This window comes from Mesorhizobium sp. P170090, assembly GCF_057786115.1.
In genome coordinates this window covers 2,236,914-2,257,205 of the sequence record NZ_JBYNWH010000001.1, presented here as the reverse complement: position 1 = coordinate 2,257,205, position 20,292 = coordinate 2,236,914, and the positions used below count along the sequence as shown (strand labels likewise).

The 20,292-nt window shown below is 63.0% G+C and carries 14 protein-coding genes; 5 read left to right on the top strand and 9 right to left on the bottom strand.

The features are described 5' to 3' along the window. Positions 1-321: 321 nt before the first annotated feature. Entirely contained in the window at positions 322-4,341 is a 4,020-nt protein-coding gene (locus tag AC3EML_RS10670; protein WP_488505204.1) for a PAS domain S-box protein, read from the top strand. Positions 4,342-4,606: 265 nt separating this feature from the next. Here the strand turns inward: AC3EML_RS10670 and AC3EML_RS10665 are convergent, their stop codons facing one another. Beyond that, the gene (locus AC3EML_RS10665) at positions 4,607-6,571 is read right to left on the bottom strand and encodes an acetoacetate--CoA ligase (RefSeq protein WP_488505203.1); all 1,965 of its coding nucleotides are present in this window, start codon (positions 6,569-6,571) and stop codon (positions 4,607-4,609) included. Positions 6,572-6,939: 368 nt separating this feature from the next. Here AC3EML_RS10665 and AC3EML_RS10660 point away from each other — a divergent pair, with 368 nt between their 5' ends. After that, the gene (locus tag AC3EML_RS10660) at positions 6,940-8,793 is read left to right on the top strand and encodes an AsmA family protein (RefSeq protein ID WP_023753890.1); all 1,854 of its coding nucleotides are present in this window, start codon (positions 6,940-6,942) and stop codon (positions 8,791-8,793) included. A gap of 42 nt (positions 8,794-8,835) precedes the next feature. Here the strand turns inward: AC3EML_RS10660 and AC3EML_RS10655 are convergent, their stop codons facing one another. From AC3EML_RS10655 to AC3EML_RS10625, 7 genes are all read right to left on the bottom strand, one after another. After that, entirely contained in the window at positions 8,836-9,654 is an 819-nt protein-coding gene (locus AC3EML_RS10655; protein WP_352521115.1) for an ABC transporter permease, read from the bottom strand. Continuing rightward, on the bottom strand, positions 9,651-10,616 hold the full coding sequence (locus AC3EML_RS10650) for an ABC transporter permease subunit (protein WP_352521114.1): 966 nt from the start codon (positions 10,614-10,616) through the stop codon (positions 9,651-9,653). Before AC3EML_RS10650 ends, AC3EML_RS10655 begins: the two co-directional genes overlap by 4 nt. Before the next feature lie 9 nt (positions 10,617-10,625). Beyond that, positions 10,626-11,765, bottom strand: coding sequence for an ABC transporter ATP-binding protein (locus AC3EML_RS10645; protein WP_352521112.1), 1,140 nt, complete (start codon positions 11,763-11,765; stop codon positions 10,626-10,628). 82 nt (positions 11,766-11,847) lie between these two features. Then, positions 11,848-12,945: a polyamine ABC transporter substrate-binding protein gene (locus AC3EML_RS10640; protein WP_023669323.1), complete on the bottom strand. Its 1,098-nt coding sequence runs from the start codon at positions 12,943-12,945 to the stop codon at positions 11,848-11,850. Between the two features lie 426 nt (positions 12,946-13,371). Beyond that, positions 13,372-14,325: a DMT family transporter gene (locus AC3EML_RS10635; protein WP_023689324.1), complete on the bottom strand. Its 954-nt coding sequence runs from the start codon at positions 14,323-14,325 to the stop codon at positions 13,372-13,374. Between the two features lie 160 nt (positions 14,326-14,485). Beyond that, complete coding sequence (locus AC3EML_RS10630; protein ID WP_031193251.1) at positions 14,486-15,385, bottom strand: DUF2167 domain-containing protein; 900 nt, start codon at positions 15,383-15,385, stop codon at positions 14,486-14,488. Between the two features lie 149 nt (positions 15,386-15,534). Next, positions 15,535-16,962 (bottom strand): helix-turn-helix domain-containing protein, encoded by a 1,428-nt coding sequence (locus tag AC3EML_RS10625; protein WP_352521111.1) that lies wholly within the window; start codon positions 16,960-16,962, stop codon positions 15,535-15,537. A gap of 249 nt (positions 16,963-17,211) precedes the next feature. Between AC3EML_RS10625 and aceA the strand changes: the two genes are divergently transcribed. The 3 genes from aceA (at position 17,212) to AC3EML_RS10610 (ending at position 19,534) form a co-directional block, all read left to right on the top strand. Continuing rightward, on the top strand, positions 17,212-18,501 hold the full coding sequence (gene aceA / locus AC3EML_RS10620; RefSeq protein ID WP_488505202.1) for an isocitrate lyase: 1,290 nt from the start codon (positions 17,212-17,214) through the stop codon (positions 18,499-18,501). A gap of 52 nt (positions 18,502-18,553) precedes the next feature. Continuing rightward, positions 18,554-18,796, top strand: coding sequence for an SMc00767 family acetate metabolism repressor (locus AC3EML_RS10615; protein WP_023669318.1), 243 nt, complete (start codon positions 18,554-18,556; stop codon positions 18,794-18,796). 276 nt (positions 18,797-19,072) lie between these two features. Continuing rightward, positions 19,073-19,534, top strand: a complete 462-nt coding sequence (locus AC3EML_RS10610) for a response regulator (protein WP_488473750.1) — start codon at positions 19,073-19,075, stop codon at positions 19,532-19,534. Positions 19,535-19,564: 30 nt separating this feature from the next. Here AC3EML_RS10610 and AC3EML_RS10605 read toward each other — a convergent pair whose 3' ends face one another. Then, the gene (locus AC3EML_RS10605; protein WP_352521110.1) at positions 19,565-20,266 is read right to left on the bottom strand and encodes an HAD family hydrolase; all 702 of its coding nucleotides are present in this window, start codon (positions 20,264-20,266) and stop codon (positions 19,565-19,567) included. Between the last annotated feature and the right edge of the window lie 26 nt (positions 20,267-20,292).

Below are 20,292 nucleotides of genomic sequence, written 5' to 3'. Positions count from 1 at the left end.
CCATCCTTTCGGGGTAGCGACTTTGACAAAAAGCCGTCTCGTTCATGTATGATGGCAATATAGCGGTTTTTTTGTGCGATGCAATATGTTTGTTGCAGTGCACCATAAATTTCTTCCCATGCGTCACCCAAGAGGTTATCCAGGGACATTCCGAGAGGCTGTTAACCAAGTGGCCAGAGATTCCACCTGCTTCCCGCCATGGCTTGTGGACCTTCGCCGCGCGGGCTTTTATTAACAAAGCGTTAACTGCAAATTGCCCGCCTTGTAGGTTCGCCAAGAGGGGTTCGCCAAGAGGTTTCACCGAAAGGGTCCGCCAAGCGCATGCCTTCCGAGAACTACTCTTTCCTCGATGTCACCGTGCTTGATGCGGTTCGCCAGCGCTTCGCCGCCGGCGACGCGATCGCGATTCTGTCGGCCGACCTCGAACAGGTGATCTGGGCCAACGGCCCGGGCGCTGCGGTGTTCGGCTATCCCGATATCGAGGCCATCATCGGCGCCTCGGCTCAGCTGCCGCTGATCGCCAGGCGCCAGATCATGGCGACCGCGGGCTTCCCGCAGATCGGCAGCGACCGCGCCATTACGGTACGGCTGGCGACCGGCATCACCAGCCGCGCCGTCGGCTTCCTGGCCAGTGCGGTGACTATGCCGGACGGCGAAAGCGCCATTATGCTGGTGGTGCCGGCAGCGCAGGCCGGCTCGCGCAGTGCTGCCGACATTGCGGCCCGCGCCATCAGCGGCTTTACCGAAGACGGCCATTTCATCGCCTTTGTCGACGCCGCCGGCACTGTCGAGGCGGCTTCGGATGGCTTTGGCGCGCTCGCCATCCGGCCTGAGACGCTGGCCGCGCTTGTCGCCGACGTGGCGAGCCAGGACGACCGCATCGTCAAGCGGCTGGTCCCCGGCGGCGCCACGTCCTATCCGGCCGGCTTCGCGCGCCTGACCGAGTCCAGGCATCTGCTGGTGGTCATCGACGAGGATCAGCTCGGCGAGGAAAATCCTGTCGGCGAGCTGGATGCCGAACCTGCTGCAGCGCAGGTCGACGATGGCCCGGCGCAAGCCGCCGCGGAGAACGCGGTAACGGTGGATGCGGTGGCTGACCACCCCACCGCAAGCGGGAATCAGGGCGCCCCACTCGCGGCCGCGCCTGATGTCGGGGAGACAGGTCCGGCTGCCACCGAGCATGATGCTTCGGCGTCAACCGATACAAAGGCGGACCATCGCGAGCAGACGACCGGCCGCGAGCAGGCGGCGAATGACAGCGCGCCGGCGCAACACGATCATTGGTACTTCCATGCCGGCGAAGAGCCGCAGGCGGGCGAGCCGGACAGCCCGGCGCAGGCCGAGCCGGACTTTGTTTCCCCGGCCGAGAGTGCGCAGTTGGACAGCAGTGCCGCTGCGCCCGCCCTGCCCTCTGACGCAGCCCCACCGGCTGCGCCTCCCGCCAAACGTGAGGTCGACCGCTCGGCGCCGCCGCTGCGCTTCGTCTGGCGCACCGACGCCGAGGGCAAGTTCAGCGCGCTGTCGCCGGAATTCGGCGACATTGTCGGCAAAGCCGCCGCCGACGTGATCGGCCGCCGCTTCAAGGACGTCGCGACAATTTTCGGCCTCGACGCCTCGGGCGAGATCGCGGGCCTGCTTGAACGGCGCGACACCTGGTCGGGCCGCTCGGTACTGTGGCCGGTTGCCGGCTCCGACCTGAAGATACCGGTCGATCTGGCAGCACTGCCTGTCTATGGCCGCAGCCGCGCCTTCGAAGGTTTTCGTGGTTTCGGCGTCGCCCGCGCCGGCGATGCGGTGGTCGATCCGGAAGCAATCGGCACGGCGCTGGTCCCCAATGGCGCGCCAGCGGCAGCAGCCGAGCCGGCCCCGGAACAGCCCGTGGCGGAACAGCCCGTGGCGGAAGCTCCCAAGGCGGCCGATCCGTTCGAGGGCGAAGTGCCGGCACTGACCATCGTGCCGAAGCAGGAACGTCGTTTTGCCGATAAGGTCATCCGGCTGGCCGAGCATCGGCAGCCCGCCAACGACAAGCAGCCGACAAGCGAGAGGGGCCTGTCGACGCTGGAGCGCAGCGCTTTCCGCGAAATCGGCGAGCGGCTGAAGAAGGACAATCCCCCGCCGGAGCAGCCGGAGACTGCCAAGCAGGCCGAACCGGCCAATCCGGATCAGGTAACGCCAGACCAGGCCAAGGCAGATGAGCCCAAGCCGGATCATGTCGAGGCGGACCAGCCTGAAACAGCCGCGCCAGCCCGACAACCCGCCGAGGTCTCGAGTCCGGGCGAAGCCGGCCCGGCTGCCGTGGCTGAACCATCGGCAGCCGCACCCGAAAGCGAAACGGCTGAGGCCGAACCGCCGGAAAGCGATGCCGAGGACGAAAAGGACCTGACGCGGCTTGACGGCGAGCAGCCGGACGACGGCCTTGCGGACAGCGAAGCAGGCGAGGCGAAGGCGCCGACAGTGTCGCGCTCCCTGCTCGACTATGCCGATCCCGAACCAGGCTCCGTCACCGAAAACAGTACGGAAGCAACGTCGTCCAACGACGAACCTGCGCCGGCTTCCGAACCGGATGATACGCAAGCCCAAGAGATCGTCGAGGCCGCAGAGCCACAGCCGGTTGTTGCCGAGACGCCGGCCAATGCCGGTGAAGACGACAGCATGACGTCGGCCGATTTCCGCGATGCCGAGGACAATGAGGATTGGGCGCCGTCCGACGAGGCGACTGACTCGGCCGTGGAAGACGGGGACAAGGCCGGCGATGCGGACACAGTGCCGGCAGAACCACAGCGCCTGAAAGTGCCGCCGCTCAAGCTTGAGGGGTTCATGCCTTCGGCATTCTCGGCCGGAGATGAACACAAGGCCCCTGACACGTCGATCCTCGGCAAGCTGCCGGTGCCGCTGCTCATCCATTCGGGCGACGAGCTTCATTACGCCAATGAGGAATTCCTCGGCCTGACCGGCTATGACACGCTTGAGGACCTGAGCGACGCCGGCGGGCTCGACGCGCTGTTTGCCGATCCCTATTCAGAAATGGCCGGCGAAAGCGACCACACACTCAAACTGAAGACGCGCGAGGGCCAGGAATTTCCGATCGAAGCCATTTTGCGTTCGGTGCCGTGGCGCGCCGGCAAGGCGCTGATGCTGGTGGTGCGACGTACCGGCGATAACGAGCCGCCGATGGTTGCGCATCTCGCAGCCGAGGAGCAGACGCAGCCCGATGTCTCCGAACTCAAAGCGCGCATTGCCGAGATGCGCACCATCATCGACACCGCGACCGATGGTGTGGTGTTGATCGGCCGCGACGGCGACATCCGCTCGATCAGCCGGCCGGCCGAGGCGCTGTTCGGCTTCGACAGCGACGACGTCACCGGTAAACCGTTCGCCTCGCTGTTTGCCATCGAAAGCCAGCGCGCGGCGCGCGACTATCTGAACGGCCTGTCCGAGCCCGGCGTGGCGAGTGTGATGAACGATGGCCGCGAGGTGATCGGGCGCGAGGCGCAAGGGCGCTTCATCCCGCTGTTCATGACCATCGGCAGGCTGCCCAATGACAGCGGCTTCTGCGCCGTGGTGCGCGACATCACGCAGTGGAAGCGGGCCGAAGAGGATCTGACCCAGGCGCGCGCGGTGGCCGAGCGCGCCTCCTCGCAGAAGACCGATTTCCTCGCCCGCATCAGCCACGAGATCCGCACGCCGCTCAACGCCATTATCGGCTTTTCCGAGCTGATGGTGGACGAGAAGTTCGGCCCGGTAGCCAATGACCGCTACCGCGACTATCTCAGAGACATCAACCGCTCGGGCAACCATGTGCTCGATCTCGTCAATGACCTCCTCGACATTTCGAAGATCGAGGCCGGCCAGCAGGAAATGGACTACGAGGCGGTGTCGCTCAACGATACGCTGGCCGAGACTGTGGCGATGATGCAGCCGCAGGCCAACCGCGAGCGTGTCATCATCCGCTCCAGCTTCGCCTCGCGACTGCCGGAAGTCGTCGCCGACCTCAGAAGCGTGCGCCAGATCGCGCTCAACATCCTGTCCAATGCCATTCGCTATACGCAAGCCGGCGGACAGGTGATCGTGTCGACCGCCTATGAAACCTCCGGCGACGTTGTCATGCGGGTGCGCGATACCGGCATTGGCATGAGCCATGCCGAGATCGAGCAGGCGCTGAAGCCGTTCAAGCAGATCAATGCGCTGAAGCGCGGGCGTGGCGACGGCACCGGTCTCGGCCTGCCGCTGACCAAGGCGATGGTGGAAGCCAACCGCGCCCGCTTCACCATCACCTCGACGCCGGGCGAAGGGACGCTGGTCGAGGTCGCCTTCCCGTCGACGCGGGTGCTGGCCGAATAGGGCCGGCCATTCCCGGGCGAGAATCCCGGACAAAGAAAAGGCGTCCAACAGGACGCCTTAAATGGGATTTGCTGTCACAACGGGGGCTTGAGCGAATCTGATCCTCAGGGGACGAGGAACGGGATTTCTCCCTCAAGTTACGTGCGACTATCGACGCCGGGCCTTAACAACTCCTTACCGGCCGTCCAAAAAATTTACGAATGTGTACCACTCATGAAATCTAGGTAAATTCGACCGACATATCTGGTTAACCATCCCGGCCGCGTCACTCAGCCAGCTGCGGCAGGTTCCTGAACAGCTCCAGCGCCTCTGGATTGGCCAACGCTTCCTTGTTCTTGATGGCGCGGCCATGCACCACGTCGCGCACTGCAAGCTCGGTGATCTTGCCCGATTTGGTGCGCGGAATGTCGCTGACGGCGACGATCCTTGCCGGCACGTGGCGCGGGCTGGCGCCGCTGCGGATCTTGGAACGAATGCGCTTTTCCAGATCCTCGTCCAGCGTCACGCCGGCGGCCAGCCGCACGAACAGCACGACGCGCACGTCATTGTCGAAATCCTGGCCGATGCACAGCGCCTCAAGGATTTCCGGCATCTGTTCGACCTGATTGTAGATCTCCGCCGTGCCGATGCGCACACCGCCCGGATTGAGCGTCGCGTCGGAACGGCCGTGGATGATCATGCCGCCATGCGCGGTCCATTCGGCGAAGTCGCCGTGACACCAAACATTGTCGAAGCGCTCGAAATAGGCGGCCTGGTATTTCTTGCCCTCAGGATCGTTCCAGAAGCCGATCGGCATCGACGGGAACGCTTTTGTGCACACCAGCTCACCCTTTTGCTCGCGGATCGGCTTGCCGTCATCGTCCCATACATCGACGGCAAGGCCGAGGCCGGGACCCTGGATCTCGCCGGTCCAGACCGGTTGCGTCGGTACGCCGAGCACGAAACAGGAGACGATGTCGGTGCCGCCGGAAACCGAGGCGAGATGTACGTCCTTCTTGATGCCGTCATAGACGAAGCGGAAATCCTCCGGCGACAACGGTGAGCCGGTGGAGGAAATAGCCCGCACACTCGACAGATCATGGCTGCGGATCGGCTTGAGCCCGGCCTTGCGTACGGAATCGATGAATTTGGCCGAGGTGCCGAAAAAGGTCATCTTCTCGGCATCTGCGAAGCTGAACAGCACATTGCCGTCGGGGTGGAAGGGCGAGCCGTCATAGAGCAGCAGCGTGGCGCCCGAGGCCAGGCCCGACACCAGCCAGTTCCACATCATCCAGCCGCAGGTGGTGAAGTAGAAGAAGCGGTCGCCTTCGATGAGTTCGGCATGCAGCCGGTGTTCCTTGACATGCTGGACCAGCGTGCCGCCGGCCGAATGGACGATGCATTTGGGAATGCCGGTGGTACCTGACGAGAACAGGATGTAGAGCGGATGCGCGAACGGCAGCCGCTCGAACGTGACCGCTTTGGCGGTAAAGGGTAACAGCGCCCCTTCGAGCGCCACGGCCTTGTCGATGATCGCTGCGATGTCACGCGACGTACCGAGATAGTCGACGATCAGGACCTTGGCTACTGTTTCGAGCTTCGCTGCAACGGCAGCGATCTTGTCGGCGACCTCGATTGCCTTGCCATTGTACCAATAGCCATCCGGCGCAATGAATATGACCGGCTCGATCTGGCCGAAACGGTCGAGCACGCCCTGCTCGCCGAAATCGGGGGAACAGGACGACCAGACCGCGCCGATGGAGGCGGCCGCCAGCATGGCGGCGACGGTTTCCGGCATGTTGGGCATCATCGCCGCGATGCGGTCGCCCTTTTTCACCTTGAGCGACAGGAAAAGCTGCTGAAAGCGCGAGGTCAGCTGGTGCAGTTCGCTCCACGACAGCCGCCGCTCGATCTTGTCCTCGCCGCGAAAGACGATCGCGTCACCGGAACCGGTCTTCTTCAGCAGGTTCTCGGCGAAGTTCAGCGTCGCTTCGGGAAAGAACGATGCGCCGGGCATCTTGTCGCCATCGACGAGCACCGGCCCATCGGTCCCTTTGTCGCCGACAATGCCGCAAAAGTCCCACAGCAGGCTCCAGAAGCCTTCGCGATCCTCGACCGACCAGCGGTGCAGGTCGGCGTAGGAGGCGAAGGATGTGCCGCTTTTGGCCGCTGCTGCCTTCATGAACGCGGTCAGTGGTGCTGCGTCGATCTGGTCTTGCGTCGGGGTCCAGAGCGGTGCTTCGGCAGCCATGATCGATCCTCCTTGAAGCCCGTCGCGTCGCAAGATAGATATGCTTTTGTTTTGATGCACGTCGTTGTCCCGGAACCGCTGCACTCTTCCGGGCGACATGCACTAGCCTCAGCTTTACAGGCGCCGCTGTCCCAAAAACGCCGCGCCTCGTAACAGGCTGAAGCTGCATCGCTTATGCCTACCACCGTGCGGCAGAGCAAGATTTTGTTCCGCTAAAACTCGGCCATATGTTCGCAATTGCCATCGCCGGGCCATAAAGACTTGAAATGCCTCAGCCCTAAGTCGTAGTGACGACTGGAAGGCGTGGTGACAACTGACGGTTACACCCGTCAGGCGATTTTTATCGGAATGAAAGCAACCGGGGCAATATGCCATCACCTTTGATCCGGCGCGGAATATGGGCGATCGGCGTTGCCGTGCTCGTCATCGCGCTGGTCGTCGCCGCTCTGCCGCTGTTTGCCTCGACCCGGATCGTGCGCGATCGCATCGCCTGGGAAATGAGCGCGTGGAGCGGTTTCAGGGTCACCATCGCCGGTTCGCCGCGCATCGAGGTGTGGCCGAAGTTCCGCGCCATATTGAGCGACGTCACGCTGTCGCAGTGGACCGAGACCGACGCGCCGCCGGTGATCGAGGCCGAACGGGTCGAGGTCGACCTTTCGGCCATGGCGGCGCTGCAGGGCGATGTGGTGTTTTCGACGGCGCGGCTGGTGCGGCCGACGATCCGGGTCCAGCGCGCCGCAAACGGCATATTCCTGCCCGCCATACCAACGGGCGGACGCATCACCCGCTCCATCGACACGGCGCGCGGCGTGGTCAACGCCGATCCGACGAAGCCGGATCTGAGCAAGCTGCCCGCCGATCCGTTCGGCACCGTGGAATTCAGGGACGGCCGCATGGTCGCCTCCGTCGGCGGCAAGGACGTCGAATTGCTGACCAGCCTGTCCGGCCAGGCGAGCTGGGCAGCGATGAACAGCAACGCGACCTTGTCGGCGACCGGAATCTGGCGCGGCGAGAGCGTCACCGTCGATGCCGCCTCGCCCAAGCCGCTGGTGCTGTTTGCCGGCGGCGCCGCACCGGTCACGTTTTCGTTCAAGGCAGCGCCGGCCAGCTTCTCGTTCGACGGCACGGCCAGCATGTCGCAAAACGCCTATTTCGATGGCCAGGCGAAATTCGCCGCGCCCTCGCTGCGGCGCGTGCTGGAATGGTCGCAGGCCGGCATTGCTCCTGGTACGGCGATCGGTTCGGTCTCGATTTCGAGCAAGATCACGGCGACCGCCGGCCGCGTCAAATTCGAAAACACCGCGGTGACGCTCGACAACAACCCGGGAATGGGGGCGCTGGATTTTTCGTTCGGCGACGCCTTGCCGGTGATATCAGGCACACTCGCCTTCGATACGCTCGACCTCAGGTCGCTGTTTTCGGCCTTCACGCCGCTGGCGCCGACCGGCGAGACCGGTCCCGGCGAAATCGACACCAGCTTCGCCGACCGGATCAATCTCGATCTGAGGCTGTCAGCGGCACATGCCTCGGCCGGCGCAATCCAGCTTGCCGACGTCGCCGCTACGGCGCAGGTGAAGAACGGGCTTGCCGTCTTCGATATCTCCGATGCGTCGGCCTTTGGCGGCAACGTGCAAAGTAGCCTGCGTTTCGACCGCAAACCGGAGGGCTCGCAGGTCGAGATCCGGCTGCTCGCCTCCGACATTGACGGCGCCGCTTTCGGCACCGCGGCCGGAATGACGCGGCTGGTGCCGGCCAGCACCGGCACTGTCTCGGTCATTCTCAAAGGGCCGGGCAAATCCTGGGACTCGATATTCGAGAACGCCGACGGCTCGGTCTCTGCGACGTTCGGGCCGGGCGCGCTGAGCGGGCTCAATTTGCCGGCATTTCTGAAGCACACGGAACAGGGCGGCTTCTTCGCGCTCGACGACGTCTCGGACGGGACACTGCCGATGGACGGCGCCGAGCTCAAGGCCACCATCTCGAAGGGTGTGGCAAGGCTGGACAAGGCCGAGGCCAATTCGGCGAAATACAAGGTCTGGCTGTCCGGCATCGCCTCTTACGGCGGACGCGGGCTGGCGCTTTCGGGGGGTGTCACCCAGGCCGACCCGGCAGCGGCACCGGTCAATGGCCAGCAGGGATCCAACCAGTCGTCATTCTTCGTCGGCGGCACCTGGAGCACGCCGTTCATCTCGCCGATCAGCCGCGGCGTCTCAGGCGAATAGGCGGACCCTTACCGGGACCGCCCTATCCCTCGTTTGACGCAATCAACCGCGCTGCGCGGCCTGTTCGTCGAGCTGGCGCTGCACCTCACGCCGCTTGTTGGCGACCGAAGCGATGATGACGCCTACCGCCACGACGGCGATCAGGATGGTACAGGCGGCGTTGATTTCCGGCGTCACGCCGAGACGCACCTGGCTGTAGATCTTCATCGGCAGCGTGGTGGCGCCAGGCCCGGAGGTGAAGGAGGCGATGACCAGATCGTCAAGCGACAAGGTGAAGGCCAGCATCCAGCCGGAGACGATGGCCGGCATGATCACCGGCAGCGTGATCTGAAAGAAGGTCTTTACCGGCGTTGCGCCGAGGTCCAAGGCAGCTTCTTCCAGCGAACTATCGAACGACACCAGGCGCGACTGCACGACGACAGCCACGAAGCACATGGTCAAGGTGATGTGAGCAAGCGTCACGGTCAGGAAGCCACGGTCGAGACCGACGGCAACGAACAGCAGCAACAGCGACAGGCCGGTGATGACTTCCGGCATGACCAGCGGCGCAAACACCATGCCGGAAAACAGGATGCGGCCGCGGAAGCGGGTGTAGCGGGTCAAGGTCAGTGCTGCCAGCGTGCCGAGCACGGTTGCCACAGTGGCGGAGATGACACCCACACGCGCGGTCACCCAGGTGGCGTCCATCAGCCCCTGATTGTGGAACAGCGAGGCATACCATTTGGTCGAGAAGCCGCCCCAGACGGTGACCAGCTTCGACTCGTTGAAGGAGAAGACGATGAGCAGCACGATCGGCAGATAGAGAAAGGCAAAGCCCAGCACGACCGAGGTGACGTTGAAGCGGCTCCAGGTGGCGTTCATTTGTCCTGCTCCTGGGCGCGTGCCTGGGCCTGCTGGAAGAGCATGATCGGCACGATCAGGAGCAGCAGCAGGATGACGGCGACGGCCGACGACACCGGCCAGTCACGGTTGGCGAAGAATTCATTCCACAAGGTCTTGCCGATCATCAGCGTCTGCGAGCCGCCGAGCAGATCGGGAATGACGAACTCGCCAACCGCTGGAATGAACACCAGCAGGCAGCCGGCGATGACCCCGGGCAGCGACAGCGGGAACGTGATCTTCCAGAAGGCTGATGTCGGCGGGCAGCCGAGATCCTTTGCCGCCTCGATCAGCGAGTAATCCATCTTTTCCAGCGACGAATAGAGCGGCAGCACCATGAATGGCAGGTAGGAATAGACGATGCCGATGAAGATCGCCGTGTAAGTGTTGAGGATGATCAGTGGCTGATTGATGATGTGCAGCGACAACAGCAGCTGATTGAGCAGACCCTCGGGCTTGAGGATGCCGATCCAGGCATAGACGCGGATCAGGAACGACGTCCAGAACGGCAGGATTACCAGCATCAGCAAGGTCGGACGGATCGTCGCCGGCGCGCGGGCCATGCCGTAGGCGATCGGGAAGCCGACGAGCAAGGTCAGGATCGTCGAGACAGCAGCGATGATAACGCTGGTCACGTAGGCTTTGAAGTAAAGCGCGTCCTGCGTTAGCCAGACATAATTGTCGACGCTGAGTTCGCGGAAGCGGACAAAGAACCCGGACATGCCGTCCCTGAAATCGAGCGCCGGCGTGTAGGGCGGCATGGCGATCGCCGACTGCGACAGCGAAATCTTGAAGACGATGATGAACGGGATGAAGAAGAAGAACAGCAGCCAGAGATAAGGCACGATGATGACGAGCCGGCTGACGAAGCCGGCACCGAGCCGCGTCAGGAACGGTTTGGCCGCGGCCGATGGACCGGCGTCGGTGAGTGCAATGTTGGACATGGCCGCCCCCTACCGTGTCAGCACGACGCCGGCATCCGGCCGGAAGGAGACCCAGGCGCGGTCGTTCCAGGTCAGCGGGTCCTCGGTGACTCGCGCCGCGTTGAGCGCGCTTGCCCTGATGATCTGCCCGTCATCCAGCCGGATGTGGTAGACGGTCATGTCGCCGAGATAGGCAACGTCGTAGACCTCGCCCTCAAGCGCATTAACGGCGTCGGCCGGCTTCTTCGACGTGACCTTGATCTTCTCCGGCCTGATGGCGAAGACGATGTCGGAACCGGCCTTTGTGTCCGTGCTGTTCTCGACGACGATCTGGGCCCCTGTCGCGCCGGTAATGCGCGTGGTGTTTGCCGCACGCTCGGCGACCTGGCCTTCGAACATGTTCACATTGCCGACGAAGTGGGCAACGAAGCGTGAGCTCGGCGCCTCATAGACTTCCGCCGGCGTCGCCACCTGCATCACCTCGCCCTTGTCGATGATGGCGATGCGGTCGGCCATGGTCATCGCCTCTTCCTGGTCGTGGGTGACGACGACGAAGGTAAGGCCGAGATTTTGCTGCAGGTCCATCAGCTCGAACTGCGTTTCCTCGCGCAGCTTCTTGTCGAGCGCGCCGAGCGGCTCATCGAGCAGCAAGACTTTTGGCCGCTTGGCAACCGAGCGGGCGAGCGCGACGCGCTGGCGCTGGCCGCCCGACAATTGGTGCGGCTTGCGCTTGGCGAACTGCTCTAGCTTCACCAGCTTCAGCATCTCGGCGACGCGCTTTTCGAGATCCGGTCCCGGCATGCCTTCCTGCTTGAGGCCGAAGGCAATGTTCTTTTCCACGCTCATATGCGGGAACAGCGCATAGGACTGGAACATCATGTTGACCGGGCGGCGGTAGGGCGGGATGCCGCGCAAGTCCTGGCCGTCGAGAAGGATACGGCCGGCGGTCGGCTCCTCGAAGCCGGCAAGCATCCGCAGCAACGTCGACTTTCCGCAGCCCGACGCGCCGAGCAGGGCGAAGAACTCGCGCTCGAAAATGGTCAGCGACAGATTGTTGACGGCGGTGAAGTCACCGAACTTCTTGGTGACGTTCTCGAATTGGATATATGGCTTGGCGTTAGGGTCGTTCCATGGCGCGAAATCCCTGCGGATGCTGCCAAGCGATTTCATGTCCCACTCCGTCCTATTTTTTTGCTTCTTGCCCAGAGAAGAATGGTCCCGGCAGGTGGCTGCCGGGACCATGTCGCATTGCTTACTGGCCGGTGACGATCTTGGTCCAGCTGCGCGTGATCAGGCGCTGGGTCTTGGGATCGTAGGGCTGGACCGTATAGAGCTTTTTCAAGGTCTCGGCGTCCGGATAGACCGCCGGATCATCCAGCAGCGCCTTGTCGACGAACTGCTGCGAAGCCTTGTTGCCGTTGGCGTACAGCACATAGTTGGACGACTTGGCGATCACTTCCGGCTTCATCATGTAGTTGAGAAATTCGAGTGCCTCGGCGGCATGCGGCGCATCGGCGGGAATCGCCATCTGGTCGAACCACATCTGGGCGCCTTCCTTGGGAACGGAATAGCCGATCTCGACGCCTTGCTTGGCCTCGACCGCGCGGTTGCGCGCCTGGAAGACGTCACCCGACCAGCCGACCGCCAGGCAAATATCGCCGTTGGCGAGCGCGTTGATGTATTCGGACGAATGGAATTTGCGGATATACGGCCGCACCTTCAGCAACGTCTCCTCGGCCTTGGCGATGTCGTCAGGTGAGGTGCTGTTCGGGTCGAGGCCGAGATATTTGAGCGCCGCCGGGATGATGTCGGCCGGCGAGTCCAGCACATAGACGCCGCAGTCCTTCAGCTTGGCCAGGCTGTCGGGATTGAAGAACACATCCCAGCTGTCGATCTTGTCGGTGCCGAGTGCAGCCTGCACCTTCTTGATGTTGTAGCCGATGCCGACCGTGCCCCACATGTAGTTGATCGAATATTCGTTGCCCGGATCGTATTTGGCGGTGCGCTCCGAAACCGTGTCCCACATGTTGGAAATGTTGGGCAGCTTCGACTTGTCGAGCTTCTGGAACACGCCGGCCTGGATCTGGCGGGCCAGGAAGTTGCCGCTGGGCACGACGACGTCATAGCCGCTGCCGCCGGCAAGCAGCTTGGTTTCGAGGATTTCATTGGAATCGAAGGTGTCGTAGACGACCTTGATGCCGGTCTCCTTGGTGAAGTCGTCAATGATCGAACTGTCGATGTAATCCGACCAGTTGAAGACGTTGACGACGCGATCCTCGGCATGGCCGCCGACGGCGAAAAGCGTCAGAAATGCCGAGGTTGCCGAAAGCCAGAGCGCTTTGCGGATCATGCTGTTCTCCTTTGATGAGTGTTCCTTCGCCAAGTCGTCGCTGTTCGAGCGCGATTGGGCATTTGCTTCAGAGTATTGAGCTTTCCGGGCAGCCACAAGCATGAACTGCCGGCGCCATCCGGGCGGTTCGACGAGCGGCAGATGATGGCTCTGTGTGCCCGCATGGCGGGCGCGCTGACGCCGTCAGAGGCTTTCGCCGTGGCGCGGGCAGGGATACGACGCTGTGGTCCGGTCTTGGTCCGACCGGCGGGGACACTTGGCAAGATAAGCCTGTCTTGTTGTTGCCGTGCCCCCAGCCTGCCCGTGCCGCAGCAAGGTTGTCAATGGCCCGCGCGGGGAAGCTCGGTCAATAGGGCGTGCGGCTTCGCTAATTGGGGAAAGACGGGCGTAATTAGGGAAGACGGGCTCAACCAAGGGAAAGGCGGGTCAATTAGGGGATGGCAGGCCGGTGGTCCCCGGCCGTGCAGGTCTCGCCTGGCGCTTGAATTCAAGCGCGATATGGACGAGCAGCGCGGCGACCACCACCGCGCCGCCGATGATGGTGCGCACCGAGGGCACCTCGCCATGAACGAGCCAGACCCAGATCGGTCCGAGGATCGGCTCGAACGTGCCGAGGAGTGCTGCGATCGCCGCCGGAACCAGCCTCGCGCCGGTGGCGAAGAAGGCAAGGCCCAGGCCGAGATTGATGACGCCGAAGGCAAACAGGAAAGCCATGTCGTGGGCCGACGTGGCAAACTGCGTGGCTTGCGATGCGGCGAAAGCCGCTGCCAGCATCGTGCCGAGGCACGTCGCCGGCGTCATGCGCACATGGGCGAAGCGCCGGGTGATGACGGTGGCAATCGAGAACATGACGGCGATCAGCAGCGACAGCCCGTCGCCGATGGGCGATACGGCGCCGTCGAGCGATTCCGACACCATGATGGCGACGCCGGCGATGACGGCGGCGATCGCCACCCAGGTCGCGACGGCGACGCGTTCGCGAAACAGCACCCAGGCAAGCAATGCCGCCAGCAGCGGCACACCGGCCTGCATCAACAGGATATTGGCAACGGTGGTGTAGGCGAGCGCGACAACGAAGCACGTCGACGCCGTGGCGAAACAGACGGCCACGGCAAGGCCGGGCAGGCCCATGTCGCGAAACAGCCGCAACATGCCGCGCCAGCCGTCGCGCCAGGCCATGAAGCAAATCAGGAACACAGCCGCCCACAGCGAGCGCCAGAACACCACCGTCCAACTGTCAGCGGTGTCGATGAAGCGGGCGATGGTGCCGCCAAAGCTCCACATCAGCGCCGACAGGAACACCAGCAGCAAGCCGACCCGCTCTTCGCGCGGCGAGACGATCGGCGATGCGGCGATTGGAGAAGATGCGGTATCGGTCATGGGGCGCGACTGTCGGCTATCTCGGGGCGGCATGATGCACAATGGACGACAGAAACGTGCCGCATTCTCTAGCGCATAGGCTACCGCCGGAGGTGATCCAGCCCGGCATTCCCTTTGGCGCACCGCCAACCGGCAGCCATACGGGCAAACACCGCCGTTTCTAGGACGTGCCCTTGTTGCCGCGGATAAAGCGCCAAAGACCGGCCAACGGTACCAGCAGCAGAATGCCGAACTTTTTCAGGGCGATGAGCGCGACCGCAATCAGGCCGGCCTTTGCCGCGAGTTTTCCAGCGATGAGGCCGCCAATGCCAACCGCGGCGACCGTGTCGGTGCCTGGCAGAAAATCGGTGTATTTCTTGCCGGTGTTGAAGTCCGCCACGCCCAGCACTTCGTCCAGGCTCTGCTTGATCTCCGGCAATTGTTCGACCGTAGCGATGTAGCTCATCACGAAGACGCCTTCCCGGCCGAGGAAACGGACGTCGTAATTGAGCGTGTGGACGGTATCGTCTCCGAACTGCAGTTCCTTGGCCCAGTGCAGCCGCTTGTGGACGAAATCATAGACCGGCGGCGAGGCCCAGCCGATCAGCTTGATCGGGGGAAAGCCGTCCTTCACCCGCTGATCGTTGGCCGACAATGTGTCCGCCTGCATGCTGCTCAGCAATTCGGTGTAGTCGATGGATGCGGCGTCGGCGTCATCGACATGGCCGATCTTTTCATAGCGCAATTCGATGCCCCAACCGTTGCCGGCGATGGGCTCGTACTTGGCCGGGAAGATCATGCCGATTGCTTCGGACGCGGTATCAGCCGGATTGCCCCAGGCCTCGGTCAGGACGGACGTCGCGTCCTTCTTGCCCAGAAAATAGAACTTGTCCTTGAGATCGAGATGGATGCCTTCGGGAAGGTCGACCGCGCCGGTCTTTGGATCGATCTTGTCCAGGAATGCCTTGCCGTCGTCACTATACTGTTGATAGTCCTTGAAGAATTCCGAGGATTTTTCTGCCAGAACAGGCCCCGCCAAAAGGGCAAGCGCCACGCCAAGCCACAAAGCTTTCCTGTTCATAAGCCGTCCCCCCTTGGCTGCCCTGCAGCTCACCTTCGATAGCGCAGCGCCGATGCTTAATCAATATTTGGTTCGGCGATGGTTCGGGCCGCGCTCTATTGCTTAGCGCAAACAGCTGCGGTCTTCCGCGACCTCCAGCCCGAGAAGCATCACTGGAAATCGAAGGCGCTCAGGCCCGTCACCATCTCGTCCAGGCCCAGCGGACGGGTCACCGGCGGCTCGGCGCGGGCGAGGCAGCCGATGCGTTCGCACAGCCGGCAAGCGGGACCGACCGGCGTGGCGGCGCCCTGTCCGGCCTTTGCCGGCAGCCCGGCGCCATAGACGGTCTCGTCGCGAAAGCCGATATCGCAGCCCAACAGCAGCGCGGTGCGGCGCGGGCGCTCGGAGAACGAACCCTGCGGCCCCTCGAGCGTGCGTGCGATGCAGAGGAACTCGGCGCCGTCGGGCATTTCCACCGCCTCGACCAGTATCTGGCCAGGCGAAGCGAAAGCGGCATGGACCGGCAGTTTCGGGCAGCCGCCGCCAAAGCGGCTTTGCGGAAAGCCCTGGCCGCCGGCCTTGCGGAAGCGGTTGCCGGCATTGTCGACCTCGAGCATGAAGAACGGCACTCCGGACAAGCCAGGACGCTGCAGCATGGTCAGGCGGTTCGCCGCCTGTTCGAAGGAGACGCCGAAACGCGAGCGCAGCACATCGATGTCGTAACGAGCCCGCACGGCGGCGGCATGAAATGCCTGATAGGGCATCATCAAGGCATTGGCGGCGTAGCGGCCGAACTCGAAGCGGGCGAGCCGACGGGCTTCGTCCGTACCGAGCTTCAGCGCCTGAATTTCGCCGGCGACAGCGACCGTCATGCGGATCAGGCAGGCCTCCATGGCGACTTCGCGCAACTGGTCGAACGGCGACAGCCGCTCCGATAGAAAAAGACGCTGCGAATGACGGTCATAACGGCGGCGCCAGTTCGGCATGGTGGCGACCGGCAGCACCTTGACGACGATGCCATACTCGCGCTTCAGCCACGCCTTCAGCGCGCCGAACAGATCGTCGCCGGGGTCGAGCACCGAGGTGAAGGCCTCGGCCTCCTCCTCGAGTGCTGCAAAATGGTTCGGCCGGCGCTCGAAAATCTCGTGCACTTCGTCGATCGGCAGCCGCGCACCGGACAGCGCCGTGGCGCGGCCCTCGCGCGCCAGAAGCTCGTTGAGATCGGACAGCCGCTCGGCCTGCTCGCGGTAAGCGCGAAACAGTTTTATCATCGCAGCCGATGCGTTGGGGGCGGCCTCGGCCAGTTCGATCAGTTCCTGGTCGCCCGGCAGCTCACCGGCAAGCAGCGGGTCGCCGAACACTTCCTTCAAGGCCGAGATCGACCCTCTCGCCTCACCCTGCAATTCATGCGGGTCGACCTTGTAGACAGAGGCCAGCTTCAGGATCAGTTGCACCGTCAGCGGCCGCTGGTTGCGCTCGATCAGGTTGAGATAGGACGGCGAGATGCCGAGCCCCTCGGCCATCGCCGTCTGGGTCAGGCCTTTGGCGATGCGGATGCGGCGGATGTGCGGCCCGGCGAATATCTTCTGGTCGGCCATCGGCTTTCCTTGACAGGAATTTACACGACTTGCGAGCGATGAACGGCGCACCATCTTTTTACAATCATGACAGATTTACAGCGGCAAGCAGTCAAACACAACACAGGTTTTCTCTTATTTTCTACCGGAAATGGCGGTTTCCCTCGCTCTCGTCGCGGCGCAATGTAAATGATGTCACACACAGACGACGCACACTATCCCAGGGCGCGGCGTTTCAAGACACTGGCATCGATTGATCTGGAGTGACCAATGACTGATTTTTACAATCTTGTCCCATCCGCACCCGAAGGCCGCTTCGACAGCATCGAACGAGCCTATTCGCCGGACGATGTGAAGCGGCTGCGCGGGTCGGTCCAGATACGCCAGAGTCTTGCCGAAATGGGCGCCAACCGGCTGTGGAAGCTCATCCACGAGGAAGACTTCGTCAATGCACTCGGCGCCATGTCGGGCAACCAGGCGATGCAGCAGGTGCGTGCCGGGCTGAAGGCAATCTATCTCTCGGGCTGGCAGGTCGCCGCCGACGCCAACACCGCGTCGGCCATGTATCCGGACCAGTCGCTCTATCCCGCCAATGCGGCGCCCGAACTGGTCAAGCGCATCAACCGCACGCTGCAGCGCGCCGATCAGATCGAGACCTCGGAAGGCAACGGCCTGTCGGTCGACACATGGTTCGCGCCGATCGTCGCCGATGCCGAGGCCGGCTTCGGCGGACCGCTCAACGCCTTCGAGATCATGAAGGCGTTCATCGAGGCGGGCGCTGCCGGCGTCCACTATGAGGACCAGCTGGCCTCTGAGAAGAAGTGCGGCCATCTCGGCGGCAAAGTGCTGATCCCGACCGCCGCGCATATCCGCAACCTCAACGCGGCGCGTCTGGCGGCCGACGTGATGGGCACGCCGACGCTAGTCGTGGCACGCACCGATGCGGAAGCGGCAAAGCTTCTGACCTCCGACATTGACGAGCGCGACCAGCCTTTCGTCGACTACGATGCCGGCCGCACGGTTGAAGGCTTCTACCAGGTCAGGAACGGCATCGAACCGTGCATCGCGCGCGCCATTGCCTATGCGCCGCATGCCGACCTGATCTGGTGCGAAACATCCAAGCCCGATCTGGCGCAGGCCAAGAAATTCGCCGAAGGCGTGCGCAGGCATCATCCGGGCAAGCTGCTCGCCTATAATTGCTCGCCGTCGTTCAACTGGAAGAAGAACCTCGACGACGCGACGATCGCCAAGTTCCAGCGCGAGCTCGGCGCCATGGGCTACAAGTTCCAGTTCATCACGTTGGCCGGGTTCCACCAGCTCAACTTCGGCATGTTCGAGCTGGCCCGCGGCTACAAGGCGCGGCAGATGGCCGCCTATTCCGAGCTGCAGGAAGCCGAGTTCGCGGCCGAAGTCCACGGCTACACCGCGACCAAGCACCAGCGCGAGGTCGGCACCGGCTATTTCGACGCCGTGTCGATGGCAATCAGCGGCGGCCAGTCGTCGACCACCGCCATGCATGAATTGACCGAGCACGTCCAGTTCAAGCCGGCAGCGGAATGAACCGATCGACATAACCAACAGAGGAAACGCCCGAAGGGCAAGGGAGAAGAAAATGGCATCGATAAGCCGCGTCAAGGAACGTGCAGAAGAGCAGTCCACCACGATGAGTGTCGACCAACAGGCGACCATCCGCATGCTGGCCAACGACCTGCACCGGCTCAATCAATCGGTGATGAAGGCAGTGGAGGCCGGCGTCTCGGTGGAACTGGTGCGCTCGGCCCGGCATCATGGCGGCGACGGCAATTGGGGCGACCTGCTGATCCCGGTGATCGTCACGCAGAAGAGTCACGGCTGATCTTCCCTAACGGAAGCTTTGTGCTTGTGGAACCTATGGACCCCGCCGCTCACTGGCCGATTTCAACGTCACCCGCGGGTTTTCAGCGCGGGTGACTTTTGCTTTTGAGCGTAAACTTAACTACAGTTCGAAAACAGACCTTGTCTCGGGGGTTTAATATTTCCGGCTATATTTCGCAGGTCCGTCATTTCAGCTTGACATGGCGGGCGATCTCACGCCAATTGGCTCTCGGATTTCAACCCTGCATTGAAGCAGCGCCGAGTGCCCGCCCCGCCCATGTGCCCTGTGAACCGCGAGACCGACACCGCCAAACATCTGAATTCGTCAAGCAGGGACGCGAACTCCGAGATATCAACGGATTTCTCCCACGTGCTGGTCGTTGGAAAATCGCCGATCAACCGGGTGGTGGTGTCGAAGATCGTCGAGAAGTCCGGACTGAAGCCGATCTCCGAGTTGCCCGAAATGGCGGCCAAGACATTGCGAACCCTCATTCCGGGCGCCGTCGTTCTCGATGGCGGCCCCGACAACGAGGACTGCCGCGCGCTGATGGCGGCCATCGACGCCTTGCGGCGGACATCTGGGCGGTCGCTCCCCAAGGTGATCCTGCTTTCAACCAAGACCGGCACGCCCGACAGCCTGGGCCTGTCGAGCGTGGTCGATGTGGTGGTAACCAAGCCGATCACCACCGAAAGGCTACAGCCGGTGGTCGACCGGCTGATCAGTCTCGGGCGCGGCTGATCGCAATCCGCCCGAACGCGTGCGGGGCGGTCAGCCTTCCTTGCCGATGCTCTCGATCAAAGCCGGCAGTTCGCCAAGATCGACAATCTGGCGGAAGCGCGGTGCTGCCACCGGCGGTTCGACATGTTCGAGCACCCAGGTCAGTTCGTGCGGGATGTACACACCCCAGCTCCCGGCCTCGAGGGCCGGCACCACGTCCGACTTGAGCGAATTGCCGACCATCATGCTGGTCTGCGGGCTGCCGTGACGGCCAAAGATCCTGGCATAGGTGGCGGCGCTCTTGTCGCTGACGATCTCGACGGCATCGAACAGGTCGCCAAGGCCGGACGCCGCCAGCTTGCGCTCCTGGTCGAACAGATCGCCCTTGGTGATCAGCACCAGATGGTAGGCGCCGGCGAGCCTTTCCACGGTCTCACGCGCATGCGGCAACGCCTCGACAGGATGGCCGAGCATATCGCGGCCGGCAGCCAGGATTTCGGCGATGGTCGAGGCCGGAACGCGGCCCTCGGTCACGTCGATCGCAGTCTCGATCATCGACAAGGTAAAGCCCTTGATGCCGAAGCCGTAGACGGCGAGGTTGCGCTTCTCGGCCTCCAGCAGCCGCGCCGAGATGTGCTCGGCCTCGCCATGATCGGCGAGCAGGGCTGCAAAGTGCTTCTCGGTCAGGCGGAAGAACTGTTCGTTCTGCCACAGCGTGTCGTCGGCGTCGAAGCCGATGGTGGTCAGGGGCATGGTCGACTGTCCCGTTTCAAGTGAAG